At 68.0% G+C, this 16,951-nt stretch carries 13 protein-coding genes and 1 pseudogene; 10 read left to right on the top strand and 4 right to left on the bottom strand.

Translation table 11 applies throughout. The features are described from left to right. The first annotated feature begins 14 nt into the window (after positions 1–14). The gene (locus tag G510_RS0109180) at positions 15–1,409 is read left to right on the top strand and encodes an NAD-dependent succinate-semialdehyde dehydrogenase (protein WP_211219171.1); all 1,395 of its coding nucleotides are present in this window, start codon (positions 15–17) and stop codon (positions 1,407–1,409) included. Between the two features lie 55 nt (positions 1,410–1,464). Here G510_RS0109180 and lpdA read toward each other — a convergent pair whose 3' ends face one another. Both lpdA and G510_RS16190 read right to left on the bottom strand, forming a co-directional pair. After that, entirely contained in the window at positions 1,465–2,862 is a 1,398-nt protein-coding gene (lpdA, locus tag G510_RS0109175) for a dihydrolipoyl dehydrogenase (RefSeq protein WP_029153399.1), read from the bottom strand. A gap of 41 nt (positions 2,863–2,903) precedes the next feature. Beyond that, entirely contained in the window at positions 2,904–3,626 is a 723-nt protein-coding gene (locus G510_RS16190) for a copper resistance protein CopC (RefSeq protein ID WP_036322641.1), read from the bottom strand. Between the two features lie 167 nt (positions 3,627–3,793). Here G510_RS16190 and G510_RS16185 point away from each other — a divergent pair, with 167 nt between their 5' ends. From G510_RS16185 to G510_RS0109155, 3 genes are all read left to right on the top strand, one after another. After that, positions 3,794–4,246 (top strand): FHA domain-containing protein, encoded by a 453-nt coding sequence (locus G510_RS16185; protein WP_036322673.1) that lies wholly within the window; start codon positions 3,794–3,796, stop codon positions 4,244–4,246. Continuing rightward, positions 4,246–4,932, top strand: a complete 687-nt coding sequence (ftsR, locus tag G510_RS0109160; protein ID WP_211219170.1) for a transcriptional regulator FtsR — start codon at positions 4,246–4,248, stop codon at positions 4,930–4,932. The genes G510_RS16185 and ftsR overlap by 1 nt, the downstream gene beginning before the upstream one ends. A 127-nt stretch (positions 4,933–5,059) precedes the next feature. Then, positions 5,060–5,602 (top strand): MerR family transcriptional regulator, encoded by a 543-nt coding sequence (locus tag G510_RS0109155; RefSeq protein ID WP_029153397.1) that lies wholly within the window; start codon positions 5,060–5,062, stop codon positions 5,600–5,602. Between the two features lie 53 nt (positions 5,603–5,655). On the opposite strand, the gene G510_RS0109150 is transcribed toward G510_RS0109155, so the two are convergent. Continuing rightward, positions 5,656–6,471 carry a ParA family protein gene (locus G510_RS0109150; protein ID WP_029153396.1) on the bottom strand — a complete coding sequence of 272 codons (816 nt, stop codon included), beginning with the start codon at positions 6,469–6,471 and terminating at the stop codon, positions 5,656–5,658. A gap of 81 nt (positions 6,472–6,552) precedes the next feature. Between G510_RS0109150 and G510_RS0109145 the strand changes: the two genes are divergently transcribed. The 3 genes from G510_RS0109145 (at position 6,553) to def (ending at position 12,314) form a co-directional block, all read left to right on the top strand. After that, positions 6,553–9,960, top strand: a complete 3,408-nt coding sequence (locus tag G510_RS0109145; RefSeq protein ID WP_029153395.1) for a pyruvate carboxylase — start codon at positions 6,553–6,555, stop codon at positions 9,958–9,960. 63 nt (positions 9,961–10,023) lie between these two features. Next, positions 10,024–11,826 (top strand): MinD/ParA family ATP-binding protein, encoded by a 1,803-nt coding sequence (locus G510_RS17930; protein ID WP_029153394.1) that lies wholly within the window; start codon positions 10,024–10,026, stop codon positions 11,824–11,826. Next, complete coding sequence (gene def, locus G510_RS0109135) at positions 11,823–12,314, top strand: peptide deformylase (protein ID WP_029153393.1); 492 nt, start codon at positions 11,823–11,825, stop codon at positions 12,312–12,314. The genes G510_RS17930 and def overlap by 4 nt, the downstream gene beginning before the upstream one ends. A 52-nt stretch (positions 12,315–12,366) precedes the next feature. Here the strand turns inward: def and G510_RS0109130 are convergent, their stop codons facing one another. Beyond that, on the bottom strand, positions 12,367–14,196 hold the full coding sequence (locus tag G510_RS0109130) for an AMP-dependent synthetase/ligase (RefSeq protein ID WP_029153392.1): 1,830 nt from the start codon (positions 14,194–14,196) through the stop codon (positions 12,367–12,369). 163 nt (positions 14,197–14,359) lie between these two features. On the opposite strand from G510_RS0109130, the gene G510_RS0109125 reads away from it, so the two are divergent. From G510_RS0109125 to G510_RS0109115, 3 genes and pseudogenes are all read left to right on the top strand, one after another. Next, the gene (locus G510_RS0109125; RefSeq protein WP_029153391.1) at positions 14,360–15,070 is read left to right on the top strand and encodes a lysophospholipid acyltransferase family protein; all 711 of its coding nucleotides are present in this window, start codon (positions 14,360–14,362) and stop codon (positions 15,068–15,070) included. Between the two features lie 41 nt (positions 15,071–15,111). Further along, positions 15,112–16,449 carry a class II 3-deoxy-7-phosphoheptulonate synthase gene (locus G510_RS0109120; RefSeq protein ID WP_029153390.1) on the top strand — a complete coding sequence of 446 codons (1,338 nt, stop codon included), beginning with the start codon at positions 15,112–15,114 and terminating at the stop codon, positions 16,447–16,449. 293 nt (positions 16,450–16,742) lie between these two features. Further along, positions 16,743–16,951 (top strand): annotated as a pseudogene (locus G510_RS0109115) (ISL3 family transposase); the annotation flags it as partial.

Here is a 16,951-nt window from a genome sequence, read left to right as displayed (position 1 = left end):
AAGGAGGGGACACCATGGCTGAGATGTTCACGGCGACGGATCCGACGACCGGGCTGGTCGTGCGCGAGGTACCCACGCTCGACGCGGCCGAACTGCGAGACGTGCTCCAGCGGGCCGAGGACGCGTACGACGGGTGGCGGCGCTGGTCGATCGAGGATCGAGCGGGCGTGCTGCGAGCGATCGCGGCCGCGATGCGCGACGACGTCGATTCGCTTGCGATGCTGATGACCGAGGAAATGGGCAAGCCCATCACGGAGGCCCGCGGGGAGGTGGAGAAGGCATGCTGGGCGGCCGAGCACTACGCCGACAATGCGGCGGCGTATCTCGCGCCGGTCGAGCTCGCAAGCGACGCGACGCGCTCGTACGTGCAGCACCTTCCGCTCGGTCCCGTGCTCGGCGTGCTCCCGTGGAACGCGCCGTTCTGGATCGCGTTCCGCTTCGCCGCCCCCGCGCTCATGGCGGGCAACACGTGCGTGATGAAGCACGATCGGCACGTGCCGGGATGCGCGCAGGCGATCGCCGATCTGGTCGCGCGCGTCGCGGAGGAGCACGGCGCTCCGCGGGACATCCTGCAGAACGCGCCCATCGGGCACGGCCTCGTCGAGGTCGCGCTGACGGACCCGCGCATCCGCGCGGTCTCGCTCACCGGATCCGATCGCGCGGGTTCCGCCGTCGCGCAGATCGCGGCGCGCGAGATCAAACCGGCGGTCATGGAGCTCGGCGGATCCGACCCCGCGATCGTGCTCGCCGACGCCGATCTCGCGCACGCGGCCGATGTGATCACGACGATGCGGATCATCAACGCCGGCCAGTCGTGCATCGCGGCCAAGCGGGTCATCGTCGAGGAATCGGTGTACGACGAGTTCGTCGCGCTGTACGCCGAGCGGCTCGCCGCACTGAAGATGGGCGACCCTCGATCCGCCGACACGAGGGTCGGGCCGATCGCGCGCGACGACCTGCGGCAGAACCTGCATCGTCAGGTCACGGAGTCCGTGGCGCAGGGCGCGCGGCTGCACTTCGGCGGAGAGATGCCGGAGGGCGCCGGATTCTTCTACCCCGTGACGCTTCTGACGGATGTCGAACCGGGCATGACCGCGTGCTCCGAGGAGACGTTCGGGCCGGTGGCCGTGGTGATGTCGGCGGCGAACGCCGATGCGGCCGTGGCGATGGCGAACGACTCGGCGTACGGCCTCGCGGCGAGCGTGTGGACCGGATCCGCCGAGCGCGGGCAGGAGATCGCGCGGGAGATCGTCGCGGGGCAGGTGGCGGTGAACGGCATCGTCAAGACCGATCCGCGGCTGCCGAGCGGGGGAGTGAAGCGCTCGGGCTACGGCCGCGAACTCGGCCCCGACGGGATCCGCGAGTTCGTCAACCGCCAGCAGATCTGGGTCGGCCCCGCCCGCCCCTGACCATGCACGAGGGCCCGGACCAGAACGGTCCGGGCCCTCGCATGACGCAGGTCGATCACATATTGATCATGTGGCCGGCGAGGCCGTGGAACGCCTCCTGCAGCGCCTCCGACAGCGTCGGGTGCGTGTGCACGTTGCGCGCGGCCTCGAGGGCGGTGAGGTCCCACTTCTGCGCGAGCGTCAGCTCGGGCAGAAGCTCGGAGACGTCCGGGCCGACCAGGTGGCCGCCGAGCAGTTCGAGGTGCTCGGCGTCGGCGACCAGCTTGACGAAGCCGATGGGCTCGCCGAGTCCGTTCGCCTTGCCGTTCGCGCTGAACGGGAACTTGGCGACCTTGACGTCGTGGCCCTCGGCCTTCGCCTGCTCCTCGGTGAGGCCGAAGCTCGCGACCTGCGGCGAGCAGAACGTCGCGCGGGGCATCATGCGGTAGTCGCCGAGCGTCTGCGTCTCGGCGCCGCCGATCGTCTCTGCCGCGACGACGGCCTGGGCCTCGGCGACGTGCGCGAGCTGCAGCTTGGCGGTGATGTCGCCGATCGCGTAGACGCCGTCGACGTTGGTGCGCATGTGGTCGTCGATCGCGACGGCGCCGCGCTCGGTGAGCTTCACGCCCGTGTTCTCGAGGCCGTAGCCCTCGGTGCGGGGAGCGAACCCGACCGACATGAGCACCTTGTCAGCGTCGAGCGAACCCTCGGTGCCGTCCTTCTTCTTGTACGTGACGTGCACGCTCGACCCGTTGTCGTCGGCCGAGGTGACGCCGGTCGAGGTGAGGATGTCGATGCCGTACTTCTTGTACTGCTTCGCGATCTCCTTCGACACGTCGGCGTCTTCGTTCGGCAGCACGCGGTCGGCGAACTCGACGATCGTGGTCTTCACGCCGTAGTTCGACAGGATGTACGCGAACTCCATGCCGATCGCGCCGGCGCCGACGATGACGATCGAACCGGGCAGGTCGCGGTCGAGGATCTGCTCCTCGAATGAGACGACGTTCTTCGAGAGCTCGATGCCCGGAAGCGAACGCACGACCGAACCGGTCGAGATGATGACGTTGTCGGCGGTGATGCGCTCGACGGATCCGTCGGCCTTGGTCACGTCGATCGACTTCGCGTCGACGAAGGCCCCGCGGCCCTCGTACTCGGTGACCTTGTTCTTCTTCATCAGGAAGTGGATGCCCTTGACGTGGGTGTCCGACACCTTGCGGCTGCGGTCGAACGCCGCGCCGAAGTCGAAGGTCACGTCACCGGAGATCCCGAAGAATTCGGCCTTGTGGTTGAAGGTGTGGGCGATCTCCGCGTTCTTCAGGAGAGACTTCGACGGGATGCAGCCCACGTTGAGGCACACACCGCCCCAGTACTTCTCCTCGATGATCGCGGTGTTGAGTCCGAGCTGTGCGGCGCGGACGGCGGCGACATAACCGCCGGGACCCGCACCGAGAATGACGACGTCGTGGTGAGCCATGCCTCCAGCCTAATACGTGCTGGCGGGACGGATCCCGATGGTCACGACCGGCGCGAGCGCGCGATCATCATCACGATGAAGACCACGATCGCGAGCACGATGATGCCGCCGACGATCGAGAGGATCACCGGGGTCGAGATTCCGTCGCTCTCGTCCGCCGGAGCATCGGACGGTTCGGCCGCCGAGGTCGGCTCCGCGGTCGGCTCTGCCGAGGGATCTCCAGACGGACCCGCCGTCGGGGTCGCCTCGGGCGCCGCCGACTCGGTCGTGAAGGTGAACATCTGGCTGGCCGCGTGTCCGTCCTCGTAGACGACCTGCCAGACCACCGTGTACTGCCCGGCGGGGGCGCCGGCGGTATCGACGGCCGTCGACACGGTCGGTCCGTCAACGGTCGCCTCGCCCGTGGCATAGTTCGTGCATTTGCGCGTGTCGGCGTGGCCGGGATCGGCGATGAGCAGCCCGGCGTCCTCGCACGTCTCGTCGAACACGCGGATCTGCGTGGTCGACTCACCGCCGGCCTGCTGCTCCTCGGGGAGCGGGGGAGTGAGGTCGTCGCTGAACGTCAGCGACACCTCCTCCGGCAGCACCTCGACGACACTCGGCTGATCCGTCGTGTCGCTCTCGGGCGACGTGGCGATGAGGTCCGAGTGAGCCGCGGCTGGGGAAGCGACGGCGATCGGTGCGGCGAACGCGGCGACTGCAAGGGCGGCGATCGACACGGAGCGCGCGAGGCGCAGGCGGCGGGGGTGCGAGTCTCGTTCCATCACACGAGCCACAGTACGCGGGCGAGGATATGACCGACCTAGGAGAGCGCCATCTCTGATCGAACTTCGGCGCGCCGCATCGGCCCGATCGGATAGGCTGTGACGAAGAGGAAGGAGCGCCCGTGTCACAGAACTTCAGCGAACCGACATCGGCCGCCACGCGGCACATCCCGCGCATTGACGGGCACGACGGTTCGGGCGATCGCACGCAGACCTTCGGGCACGACTCCGACCTGTCGTTCATCCCGTTCCGCGGCGAGCTCTCGCAGGCCGAACTCGAGGCGATCTCGGCCCTGCCGTCCGGTGCGGCGCTGCTGCTCGTGCGCTCGGGCCCGGCGGCCGGAGCGCGGTACCTCCTCGACAGCGATTCGACGACGGTGGGGCGCCATCCGAACGCCAACATTTTCCTGGATGACGTGACGGTGTCGCGTCGTCACGCCGAGATCACCCGCAGCCGCGGGGCGTTCGACCTCGTCGACCAACGTTCGCTCAACGGCACGTACGTCGACGGCGAACGCGTCGATCGCGCTCTCCTGCGCAACGGCGACGAAGTCCGCATCGGCAAATTCCGACTGAACTTCTTCAGCTCTCCGCGCGACCTTCGGGCGGCGACCTCCTGATGGCGGCGGCGGCCGCAACGAGTCCATCCGCTGCGCCGCTGCTGTCGATCGGTCAGGTGCTCGCGAAACTCAACGGTGAGTTTCCGGCTCTGACCTCGAGCAAGCTGCGGTTCCTCGAGGTGCAGGGGATCGTGACGCCCGAACGCACGTCGTCGGGGTATCGCAAGTTCTCGACCTCCGACGTCGAACGGTTGCGCCTCGCGCTCACGCTGCAGCGCGATCACTACCTTCCGCTTAACGTGATCCGCACGCACCTCGACGACATCGATGCGGGTCGCGAGTCCGATCTGCCGCAGGCGCCGCAGTCGATCCACCCGCAGACGCGCTCGTATCCGCGGGCCGCCCTGCTCGAGGCGTCCGGGGCTCCGGCGCAGCTGCTCAACGACGCTTTCAGTCTCGGCCTCATCCAGCCGGCCGAGGTCTATACGAGCCAGCACGTGGCGCTGCTGCGCGGGCTCGTGGCCCTCGAGCGACACGGCATCGATCCGCGACACGTGCGAGCGCTCCGACAGAGCGCGGAGCGCGACGTCTCGCTGATCGAGGCCTCGCTGTCGACGTCGCTCCGGCGCCCCGACGCGGCGTCTCGATCCCACGCGCACGAGGTCGCTCCGCGGCTGGCCGAGCGCCTCGACGAGGTGCGAGGCATCTTCGTGCAGCAGGCTCTGGACCGGATCCTGCCCGACTGATTCGGAACGTTCGGTCACGATTCATAACGCTTGATCGACACGCCGCGCGCTCCGGAGCGGATGTCGTTGCCGGGGAGGCCCGACCGCCGTACGGTGGGGGAAACGCCTGGCATTTGAGAGGACGAAGATGAGCGCGGGACACCCCCACGACAGCGGATACGCCGTCGATCTGCTCTTCACCGACGGTCTTCCGCAGCTCGACCCCGACAGGGGTTATCGCGGAGCCATCGCGGCGAAGGCGGCGGGCATCACGTACCGTCAGCTCGACTACTGGGCCCGCACCGAGCTCGTCGTTCCGACGATCCGGGACGCAAAGGGATCCGGCTCGCAGCGCCTGTACGGCTTCCGCGACATCCTCGTGCTCAAGCTCGTCAAGCGCCTGCTCGACACGGGCATCTCGCTGCAGCAGATCCGCGTCGCGGTCGAGCAGCTGCACGCCGCCGGCATTCGCGACCTCGCGTCGACGACGCTCATGAGCGATGGCGCGTCGGTGTACCTGTGCACGTCGAACGATGAGGTCATCGATCTCGTCAGCCGCGGGCAGGGCGTCTTCGGCATCGCGGTCGGCAAGGTGCTGCGCGAGGTCGAGTCGACGCTCGTCGACTTCGAGCCCGCCGCTTCGGATCCTGTCGACGAGCTGGCCGCGCGCCGCGTCAAGCGCACCGCGTAACGGCATAAAAAAGATCCCCGCCTTCAGAGGCGGGGATCTTTTTGTACGCGAGGTCAGTGCGCCTGCGGGCCGTTCTCCGGAACCTCGATGTTGCCGGCCTCGACGATGTGGTCGAGAAGCTGATCGAAGTCGGTCGCGAGCTCCTGCGCCGATTCGCCTGGCCACACATGCAGCGGCTTCGCCGCGCCCTGGGCCTGCTGCAGCGAGGTGCGCTCGGGCAGCTGCGGCTCGAGAACCAGGTCGCCGAACATGTCGCGCAGCTCCTTGATGCGGAACTGGTGCTCGACCGACTGCGGCCGCACGCGGTTCACGATGATGCCGAGGGGCTGCAGGCGCGACGAGAGACCGCGGCGGATCTCTTCGATCGCGCGCAGCGCGCGGTCGGCGGCGGCCACCGAGAACAGGCCGGGCTCCGTGACGACGCTCACGCGGTCGCTCGCGGCCCACGCCGTGCGGGTCAGCGCGTTGAGCGACGGGGCGCAGTCGATGAGAACGAGGTCGTACTCGTCCTCGACGAGCGCGAGCGCCTCTTCCATCTTCCAGACATCGCGCACCGAGGGGTGCGGGCCGTCGTAGTTGATGGCCGACGGGCTACCGAGCATGATGTCGATCTTGCCGGGGTGGACCTTGGTCCAGCCACTCGGCGCGATCGCCTGACGGACGGTCTTCTCCTTGGGGTTCTCGAGCACATCGGCGACGTTGAGCCGCCCTGCCGTCGAGACATCGAGACCGGTTGAGACATCGGACTGCGGGTCGAGGTCGACGACAAGGGTTCGGATGCCTCGGGCGAACGCCGCGGAGGCGAGACCGAGGGTCACCGTCGTCTTGCCGACGCCGCCCTTGAGGGAACTGACGCTGAGTACGTGCACAACGCCTACGCTACCGTCCTCTAGGCTGAGAGCTGTCCTCATCCTCAGAAGAATCGGTGAAAACCCGGCCGAAGGAGACAGATGTTCTCGAAGGTTCTCGTTGCGAATCGCGGAGAGATCGCCATTCGCGCGTTTCGTGCCGCATATGAATTGGGCGCTCGCACGGTTGCTGTGTTCCCGGCAGAGGATAGGAATTCTCTGCACCGTCTGAAGGCCGACGAGGCCTACCAGATCGGCGAAGAGGGACACCCCGTGCGCGCCTATCTCGATGTCGACGAGATCGTCCGCGTCGCGGTCGAATCGGGCGCCGACGCGATCTACCCCGGCTACGGTTTCCTCTCCGAGAACCCCGACCTCGCCGCGAAGGCCGCCGAGAACGGCATCACCTTCATCGGTCCGCCCTCGCACGTGCTCGAGATGGCCGGCAACAAGGTGACGGCGAAGGAGCACGCGATCGCCGCCGACGTTCCGGTGCTGCGCTCGACCGCGGCGACGGAAGACGTCCAGACGCTCCTCGACCAGTCCGACGACATCGGATTCCCGCTGTTCGCGAAGGCCGTTGCGGGCGGCGGCGGGCGGGGAATGCGCCGCGTCGACAAGAAGGAAGACCTCGCCGACGCGCTCGAGGCCGCGATGCACGAGGCCGCCAGCGCGTTCGGCGACGCGCGCATGTTCCTCGAGCAGGCCGTGCTGCGCCCCCGTCACATCGAGGTGCAGATCCTTGCGGATTCGTCCGGCCACACAGTGCACCTGTTCGAGCGCGACTGCTCGGTGCAGCGCCGCCACCAGAAGGTCGTCGAGCTGGCGCCGGCGCCGAACCTCGACCCCGAAATCGCGAAGGCCCTGCACCGCCACGCCGTCGCGTTCGCCGAGTCGATCGGATACATCAACGCCGGCACCGTCGAGTTCCTGCTCGAGACCACCGGCCCCCGCACGGGCGAGGTCGTCTTCATCGAGATGAACCCGCGCATCCAGGTCGAGCACACGGTCACCGAAGAGGTCACCGACGTCGACCTCGTGCAGTCGCAGATGCGCATCGCATCGGGCGAGACGCTCGAGGATCTCGGGCTCTCGCAGGAGAACATCGTCCTGCACGGCGCGGCCATGCAGACGCGCATCACGACGGAGGATCCGGCGAGCGGCTTCCGCCCCGACACCGGCAAGATCACCACGTATCGCTCGCCGGGCGGCGCGGGGATCCGCATCGACGGCGGCACGACCGCCGCCGGCTCGCAGATCTCGCCGCACTTCGACTCGATGCTCGCGAAGCTCACCGTGCGCGGTCGCGACTTCCCGACCGCCGTCGCGCGCGCCCGTCGCGCCCTCGCCGAGTTCCGGATCCGCGGCGTCTCCACGAACATCCCGTTCCTGCGCGCCGTGCTCGACGACCCTGCGTTCGTGGCGGGCGACCTGTCGACGTCGTTCATCGATGAGCGTCCGGAGCTGCTGGAGGGTCGCGTGTCGAAGGACCGCGGCACGAAGCTGCTGCGCTGGATGGTCGACCGCACGATCAATAAGCCCTACGGCGAGCGGCCGGCCCTGACGGACCCGCGGACGAAGCTTCCCGCCATCGACCTGAGCGCCGCGGCGCCGGCCGGAAGCCGCAACCGGCTGCAGGAGCTCGGCCCGGAGGGCTTCGCGAAGGCCCTGCGCGAGCAGAAGGCCCTCGGCGTGACCGAGACCACCTTCCGCGATGCGCACCAGTCGCTGCTCGCGACGCGCGTTCGTACGAAGGATCTGCTGAACGTCGCCCCGCACGTGGCGCGTCTCGAGTCGCAGCTTCTCTCTGTCGAGGCCTGGGGAGGGGCGACGTACGACGTCGCGCTCCGCTTCCTCGGCGAGGATCCCTGGGCTCGCCTCGAGCAGCTGCGCGAGGCGCTTCCGAACGTCGCGATCCAGATGCTGCTGCGCGGCCGCAACACGGTCGGCTACACGCCGTACCCGACGGAGGTCACCGACGCCTTCGTCGAGGAGGCCGCCGCGACCGGCATCGACATCTTCCGCATCTTCGACGCGCTGAACGATGTGGACCAGATGCGCCCGGCTATCGACGCCGTGCGCCAGACCGGCACGTCGGTCGCGGAGGTGGCCCTGTGCTACACGGGAGACCTGCTGAACCCGGCCGAGGACCTGTACACGCTCGACTACTACGTGAGGCTCGCGGAGCGCATGGTCGACGCGGGCGCGCACATCCTCGCGATCAAGGACATGGCTGGCCTGCTGCGCCCGGCCGCGGCCGCCAAGCTCGTCACGGCGCTGCGCCGCGAGTTCGACCTTCCCGTGCACCTGCACACGCACGACACGGCTGGCGGTCAGCTCGGCACGCTGCTGTCCGCGAGCGCCGCCGGAGCCGACGCCGTCGACGCCGCGAGCGCCACGATGGCCGGCACGACGAGCCAGCCGTCGCTCTCGTCGCTCGTCGCTGCGTTGGCGCACACGAACCGCGACACGGGGCTCGACCTGCAATCGGTCGCCGACCTCGAGCCGTACTGGGAGTCGGTGCGCGAGGTCTACGCGCCCTTCGAGTCGGGCCTGCGGGGTCCGACGGGCCGCGTGTACACGCACGAGATCCCGGGCGGTCAGCTGTCGAACCTGCGCCAGCAGGCGATCGCGCTCGGCCTCGCCGACGACTTCGAGCTGATCGAGGACATGTACGCGGCCGCCGATCGCATGCTCGGCCGGATCCCGAAGGTCACGCCCTCGTCGAAGGTCGTGGGCGACCTCGCTCTGCACCTCGCCGCCGTCAAGGCCGATCCTGCCGACTTCGAGGCGAACCCTGAGAAGTACGACGTGCCCGACTCGGTCGTGTCGTTCATGGCGGGCGAGCTCGGCGAGCTGCCCGGCGGATGGCCCGAGCCGTTCCGCACCAAGGTGCTCGCGGGCCGCGACATCAAGACGGGCATCACCCCGATCTCCGATGAGGACTCCGAGGCCCTCGCGGGCGATTCGGCGTCGCGCCGTGCGCGCCTGAACCACCTGCTCTTCCCGCAGCCGACGGCCGTGTTCGAAGAGAACCAGCGCAAGTTCGGTGACATCTCGCTGCTCGACACCGACGACTACCTCTACGGCCTCGAGCCGGGTCGCGAGCACGTCGTCGAGCTCGAGAAGGGCGTCGACCTCTACATGGTGCTCGAATCGATCGGTGACGCCGACGAGAAGGGCATCCGCTCGGTCATGACGACCCTGAACGGTCAGCTGCGCCCGGTCGAGGCGCGCGACGAGTCGATCGAGGTCGACGTGCACGAGGCCGAGAAGGCCGACCGCGGAAACACCGGCCATGTCGCCGCACCGTTCTCCGGGGTCGTGACGCTCAAAACGGCACCGGGCGACCACGTCGAGGCGGGCCAGCCGGTCGCATCGATCGAGGCGATGAAGATGGAGGCCGCGGTCAGCGCAACCACGACGGGCGTCGTCGAGCGCGTCGCGATCGCGCAGACGCAGCAGGTGGATGCCGGCGACCTTTTGGTCGTCATCACGCCCGCCGAGTAACATTCCTGAGGGCGGGGGACACCCGCTGCGGGTGCGCCCGCCCTCAGGCTTTCAGGAGTTCCCTTGGCAATCGACCGCACGCCGTCGCACGACGATGAGAACGAAGAGCTCGGTGTGCTCGATGAGCCGGGTACGAGCACGACAGCGATCGATCTCGGAATGACTGCCCAGGTTTCTGTCGTGCTGCCCGCGGGATACCAGGACGACGACCGCGACGACGACGATGTGATCGCCGACGAGTTCGACCACTGGACCGAGGAATCGGCGGAGGTCGAGGACGACGATGAGCCGGACGCTGAGTCCGACGACCGCGATGACCGTGATGACAACGCAGACGAGGCCGGCGACGCGCCGGTTCTCGACGAGACCGACGTCGATGACCGCGATGACGCATCTGACACCGAAGACGTGATCGATGTTGACGCGGATGCCGATGACGAGACGGACGACATCGTCGACGCCTCGGATATCGACGAAGACGAGTCCGACGAAGACGTCGACGACGACGAAGATGTGTCCGACGACATCGACGAAGACGACGAAGACACCGTCGATAACGCCGAGGCCGACGAAGACGACGACGACGCGGCTGAAGAAGCCGAAGCGTTCGAAGACGCCGACGACGCAGACGATCTCGACGAGATCGACGTCGACCTCGACGACGCCGCCCTCGACGAGCCGTCGGGCGAAGCGCATCCGGAGCCGTCGGCAGACGACGCGGCCGATCCCGCCCCCGCAGCCCCCAACGAGCCGCATCCCGCCGCGACCGTGGATACCCAGCCCGACACCGTGCAGGAGAACATCATCGTTCGTGAACCCGAACCCATGCCCGCGGCGGCCTCCGCCGGCGCTGCGAACCGCGTTTCGACGCCCGCTCGGCCGGGGCGCGAGTCGTTCGTGCGGCAGCCGATCGGCGACGCCCGTCGGGATCCCGAGTCGAGCGACGTGCTGACGGACGAGCGACTGCTCGACACGGGAGCGATCCGCAAGCCCGAGCCCGAGGATCCGTGGCGCCGCATCATCTACGCCGCCACGCGCGGGCTCATCAACCTCGGTGACGGGAAGAAGACGCGGGCCCGCAAAGCGCTCATGGCCCGCATCGCGGCGCCGATCCCCGGCCGCGTGCGCTTCGTGCCGGTGATGAGCCGCAAGGGCGGCGTCGGCAAGACGACCGTGACCGCGCTGCTCGGTATGGCCCTCGCCGATGCGCGCGACGACCGCGTCGTCGCGATCGACGCGAACCCCGACCGGGGAACGCTCGCGGAGCGCATCTCGAAGCCGTCCGGCAAGACCGTGCGCGACCTCGTGCGCAGTCACGCCGAGATCACCGGGTACGCCGACATGACGGCCCACGTGACCCGTGACGCGACGCGGCTCGACGTGCTCGCGAGCGACGCGGATCCGCACGTGGCCGATGCGTTCAGCGACCAGAACTATCGCGACGTCGCTGAGATCGCCCAGCACTACTACTCGCTCGTGCTGACCGACACCGGAACGGGAATCATCCACTCGGTCATGGACGCGACCCTCGACCTCGGCGACCAGGTCGTGATTGTGTCGGGCATCAGCGTCGACGAGGCGCGCCTCGCCGCCGAGACGCTCACCTGGCTCGAGACCAACGGCCGCGAGGAGCTCGCGAAGAACGCTGTCGTCGTCATCAACCAGGATCGCCCGGGCACGCCGCTCGTGCGCCTCGATGAGCTCGAGACGCACTTCCGCAGCCGCGTGCGCGACGTCGTCCGGATCCCGTACGACGCGGGCATCGCCACGGGAAGCGCCATCAGTTTCCACGATCTCGACCGCACCACGCGCGACGCCGCTCGCCGCCTCGCCGCGAGCGTGGTCGAGGGGATCCGCGCGTCATGACTGTGAGGGAGATTCGCCTCTACGGCGACCCCGTGCTGCGCACTCCGTGCGAGGAGATCGGCGAGATCGACGAGGGGATCCGTGCGCTCGTCGCCGACCTCATCGAGACCGTCGAGCTCCCGGGCCGCGCGGGCGTCGCGGCGCCGCAGATCGGCGTCGGCCTGCGCGCCTTCAGCTATAACGTCGACGGTGAGATCGGGGCGATCCTCAACCCGCGCATCGTCGAGGTGCGCGGCGAGCCCGTGCCGACCGGTGAGGGATGCCTGTCGGTGCCCGATCTCTGGCACGACGCGCTGCGCCACCCGTATGCGCGCGTCGAGGGCATCGACGTCGACGGCAATCCGGTCACGCTCGAGGGCGAGGGGCTGTTCGCGCAGATGCTCCAGCACGAGACCGATCACCTCGACGGCATGGTCTACCTGCAGCGGCTGACCCGCGAAGAGCGCGGCGTCGCGATGCGCAAGGTGCGCGAGAGCTCCTGGTTCTGAACGACCTCGTGGGGGCGGCGCGGACATCTGATCCGCGCCGCCCCCACGAACGTCAGCCGACAGCGATCGCGGAGGTGCGGTCGCCCGGCGTCGTGTAGATCTCCTCGATCGTCGAGGAGAAGTCCTTCAGGATCACGGCGCGCTTGATCGACAGCTTGGGCGTCAGGTGACCCGAGGCCTCGGTCCACTCGGTCGGCACGATGCGGAACTCGCGGATCGACTCGGCGCGCGACACGCGTGCGTTCGCGGCATCGATCGTCTTCTGGATCTCGTCGCGCACGGCGGGCGAGTTGGCGGCCTGCTCGAGCGTGAGGCCCTCCGACTCGCCGTGCGTCTTCAGCCAGGCGGGCAGCATCTCGGGATCGAGGGTGATGAGAGCCGCGATGAACGGCTTCTGGTCGCCGACGACGACGACCTGGCCGACGATCGCGTTCGCGCGGATCGGATCCTCGAGCATCGTCGGGGCGACGTTCTTGCCGCCGGCCGTGACGATGATCTCCTTCTTGCGGCCGGTGATCGTGAGGTAGCCCTCGTCGCTGAGCGAACCGAGGTCGCCCGTGCGGAACCAACTGCCGTCGAACGACTCCTCGGTCGCCTCCGGGTTGCGCCAGTACTCGCGGAAGACGTTGACGCCCTTGACCTGCACCTCGCCGTCCTTCGCGATGCGCACGGAGACGCCGGGCAGCACGCTGCCGACCGTACCGACCTGAATGTCGCCCGGGCGGTTCACCGTCGCGGGCGCCGTCGTCTCGGTGAGGCCGTAGCCCTCGAGGATCTTGATGCCGAGACCGCGGAAGAAGTAGCCGAGGTGCGGGCCGAGGGGCGCGGATCCCGAGACGGCGTAGGTGACGCGCCCGCCCATCAGATCGCGCAGCTTGCCGTAGACGAGCTTGCCGAAGACCTTGTACTGCAGCGACAGCAGCGGGCTGATGCGCTCACCGTCTTGCTCGCGGCGCGCGTACTCGCTCGCGACGCTCGCGGCGCGGCGGAAGATGGCGCCCTTGCCATCGGCCTCAGTCTTCTGCTTGGCCGAGTTGTAGACCTTCTCGAACACGCGGGGAACAGCGAGCAGCACCGTGGGCTTGAACGAGCCCAGCGTCTTGACGAGGTTCGCGGTGTTGGGCTCGTGCCCCGTCCGGATGCCGGTGTGGATGTACAGCACCGACATGAAGCGCGCGAACACGTGAGCCGTCGTGATGAACAGCACGGTCGAGGCGCCGGGCTGATCGAAGATCTCGCGCAGTTCGACGGCGGCGTTCTGCGCGGTGTCGACGAAGTTGCTGTGCGTGAGAACGCAGCCCTTCGGGCGTCCCATCGATCCGGACGTGTAGATGATGGTCGCGACGTCGTCAGTCCGCGCGAGGTTGCGGCGTCGTTCGACCTCGGCGTCATCGATCTCGGCGCCCTGAGCTCGCAACTCGTCGAGGGCCCCCTCATCCATCCGCCAGTACTGGCCGACGAGCGGCAGCTCGTCGCGCACCTCGGCGAACCGCTTGTCGTGCCCGGCGTTCTCTACCATGAGTGCGACGGCGCCCGAGTCTGACAGGATCCAGTGGATCTGGTCAGCGGAGCTGGTCTCATAGACCGGCACCATGATGATGCCGGCGTAATGCAGCGCGAAGTCGACGAGCGTCCACTCGTACGTCGTCGTCGCCAGGAATCCCAGCTTGTCGCCGGGGCGGATGCCCGAGGCAATGAACCCCTTCGCCAGGGCGATCACCTCGGACTCGAATTCACGCGCCGTCTTGTCGCGCCACCCGTCGCCCTCCGGGATCCCGAAAATCGGCTTGTCGGGAGTCTCGCGCGCGCGATCCGCCAGCAGGTCACTGATGTTGCGCGACGGATCGGACGGGACGAGTGGCTCGGCGGTGACTTCGATCACGGCAGCTCCTTTGATACCGGGGGCACGGCGGTCCGCGCGGAACAGATATCCCGCGAGTCTATTCGGGTGATGCGTCTCCGCGCCACCGAGTTGTCCGCGTTCCACAAGCACCCATCAGCACGACTAGAATCATCGCCGTACCCTTCGACTGGAGTCTCGCGCGTTGTTCTACTGGATCCTGAAGTACGTCATCGTCGGGCCCATCGTCAGGGGGCTGTTCCGGCCGTGGATCACGGGCGCCGAGAACGTTCCGAAGCAGGGCGCGGCGATCCTTGCGTCGAACCACCTGTCGGTCATGGACTCTGTCTTCCTGCCGCTCATGCTCGAGCGCAGGATGTCGTTCCTGGCGAAGTCCGAGTACTTCACGGGCAAGGGCATCAAGGGCTGGGCGACGAAGCAGTTCATGACGGGAACGGGCCAGATCGCGATCGACCGGTCGGGCGGATCCGCCTCGGAAGCCGCGCTGAACACGGCACTGCAGGTGGTCGGCAGGGGAGACCTTCTCGGCATCTACCCGGAGGGCACACGAAGCCCCGACGGGCGGATGTACAAGGGGCGAACCGGCATCGCGCGCATGGCACTCGTCTCGAAGGTGCCGGTCGTTCCCGTCGTGATGGTCGACACAGCCGAGGTGCTGCCGATCGGATCCAAGCGTCCGCGCATCATGCGGATCGGCATCGTCATCGGCGAGCCCCTCGATTTCTCCCGTTACGAGGGCCTCGAAGACGACCGATTCGTACTGCGCAGCGTGACCGACGAGATCATGGTCGCGCTGCAGCGGATCGCCGGTCAGGAGTACGTCGACGAGTACGCCTCGAAGCACCGTGCGCTCGCGGAGAAACGCGGTTCGTCGAAGCCGAGCTCCATCAGCTGAGCTGGCGCCGAGGGGCGCTCCAGAGCCGATAGGATCGTGGAATGCAGCACACCCTCGACGCGCTCGATGCATGGCGCGAACTCCCGATCAAGCAGCAGCCCTCCTGGCCCGATTCGGCCAAGGTCGAGCTGGTGTCGGCCGAGCTGGCGAGTCTTCCGCCGCTCGTGTTTGCGGGCGAGGTCGACGACATGCGCTATCGCCTCGGTCAGGCGGCCGCGGGCAATGCCTTCCTGCTCCAGGGCGGCGACTGCGCCGAGACGTTCGCGGGGGCGACGGCCGATCAGATCCGCAACCGCATCAAGACGATCCTGCAGATGGCGGTCGTGCTCACGTACGGCGCATCGATGCCGGTCGTGAAGATGGGCCGCATGGCGGGCCAGTTCGCGAAGCCGCGCTCGAGCGACTCCGAGACGCGCGGCGACGTGACCCTCCCCGCCTTCCGCGGCGAGATCGTCAACGGCTTCGACTTCACGGAAGAGTCGCGTACGGCGGATCCGTCGCGCCTGCTCAAGGCATACCACACGGCCGCCAGCACGCTGAACCTCATCCGCGCCTTCACGCAGGGCGGCTTCGCCGATCTCCGCGAGGTGCACTCGTGGAACAAGGGCTTCGCCGCGAACCCGGCGAACAAGAAGTACGAGCAGATGGCCGTCGAGATCGACCGCGCCGTGAAGTTCATGGAAGCGGCGGGCGCCGACTTCGAAGAGCTCAAGCGCGTCGACTTCTTCACGGGTCACGAGGGCCTGCTCATGGACTACGAGCGACCCATGACGCGCATCGACTCCCGCACGGGAGATCCGTACGACACGTCGGCGCACTTCATCTGGGTCGGCGAGCGCACGCGCGAGCTCGACGGCGCGCACATCGACTTCGTGTCGAAGATCCGCAACCCGATCGGCGTGAAGCTCGGCCCGACGACGACGCCCGAGACGGCGCTGGCGCTCATCGACAAGCTCGACCCCGAGCGCGAGCCGGGTCGACTGACGTTCATCACGCGCATGGGTGCGGGCAAGATCCGCGAGGCTCTTCCGCCGCTGCTCGAGGCCGTGAAGGCGTCGGGCGCGCAGCCCCTGTGGGTCACCGATCCCATGCACGGCAACGGATTCGCGACGCCGACGGGCTACAAGACGCGTCGGTTCGATGACGTCGTCGACGAGGTGCGGGGCTTCTTCGAGGCGCACCGCGCGGTCGGAACGCACCCGGGCGGCATCCACGTCGAGCTCACGGGTGACGACGTCACCGAGTGCCTCGGTGGATCCGAGGCGATCGACGAGGCCGGCCTCGCGACGCGGTACGAGTCGCTCTGCGACCCGCGCCTGAACCACATGCAGTCGCTCGAGCTCGCCTTCCTGGTGGCGGAGGAGCTCGAAAAGCGCTGACCCCACCCTTCCGGTGACGCAAATGGACCCTCGATTCGATTCGAGGGTCCATTTGCGTCACCGGAACCGTTCGGCGCGCGGCTCCGGTGACGCTTGCGGATCCTCGTTGTCGCGGGAAGAGCCGTTTGCGTTACCGGAAGCGGTACGGCCGAGCTAGACCGCGCCCGTGTTGTCGATGTAGATCGGCTCTTCGCAGTTGAGGGTGTAGTCGGGGTTCGCGTGGCGTTGGCCGGATAGGCGTCGAGGTCTTCCAGGATGGAAGTTCTCACACTGCCCATCCGAAAGACCTCGACGTGCTCCACGCTACCTTCGCGACCCCTGACCTGACCACGTTCTGCCGACTCGACGAGCTCGGCCTCCAAGCTGTCGGGCAGCGCCTTGAGTCGGATCGGGCGGTGATCGAGTGCCGGGTGGTGGATGCGGATCCGTGGTGCCGGGGGTGCGGCGCCGAGGGCGTCCCGCGTGACACGGTGACTCGACGGTTGGCGCATGAGCCGTTCGG

Origin of the sequence: Microbacterium gubbeenense DSM 15944 (assembly GCF_000422745.1) — a bacterium.
Classification (GTDB): Bacteria; Actinomycetota; Actinomycetes; order Actinomycetales; family Microbacteriaceae; genus Microbacterium; species Microbacterium gubbeenense.
This window is presented reverse-complemented; position numbering and strand designations above follow the sequence as displayed.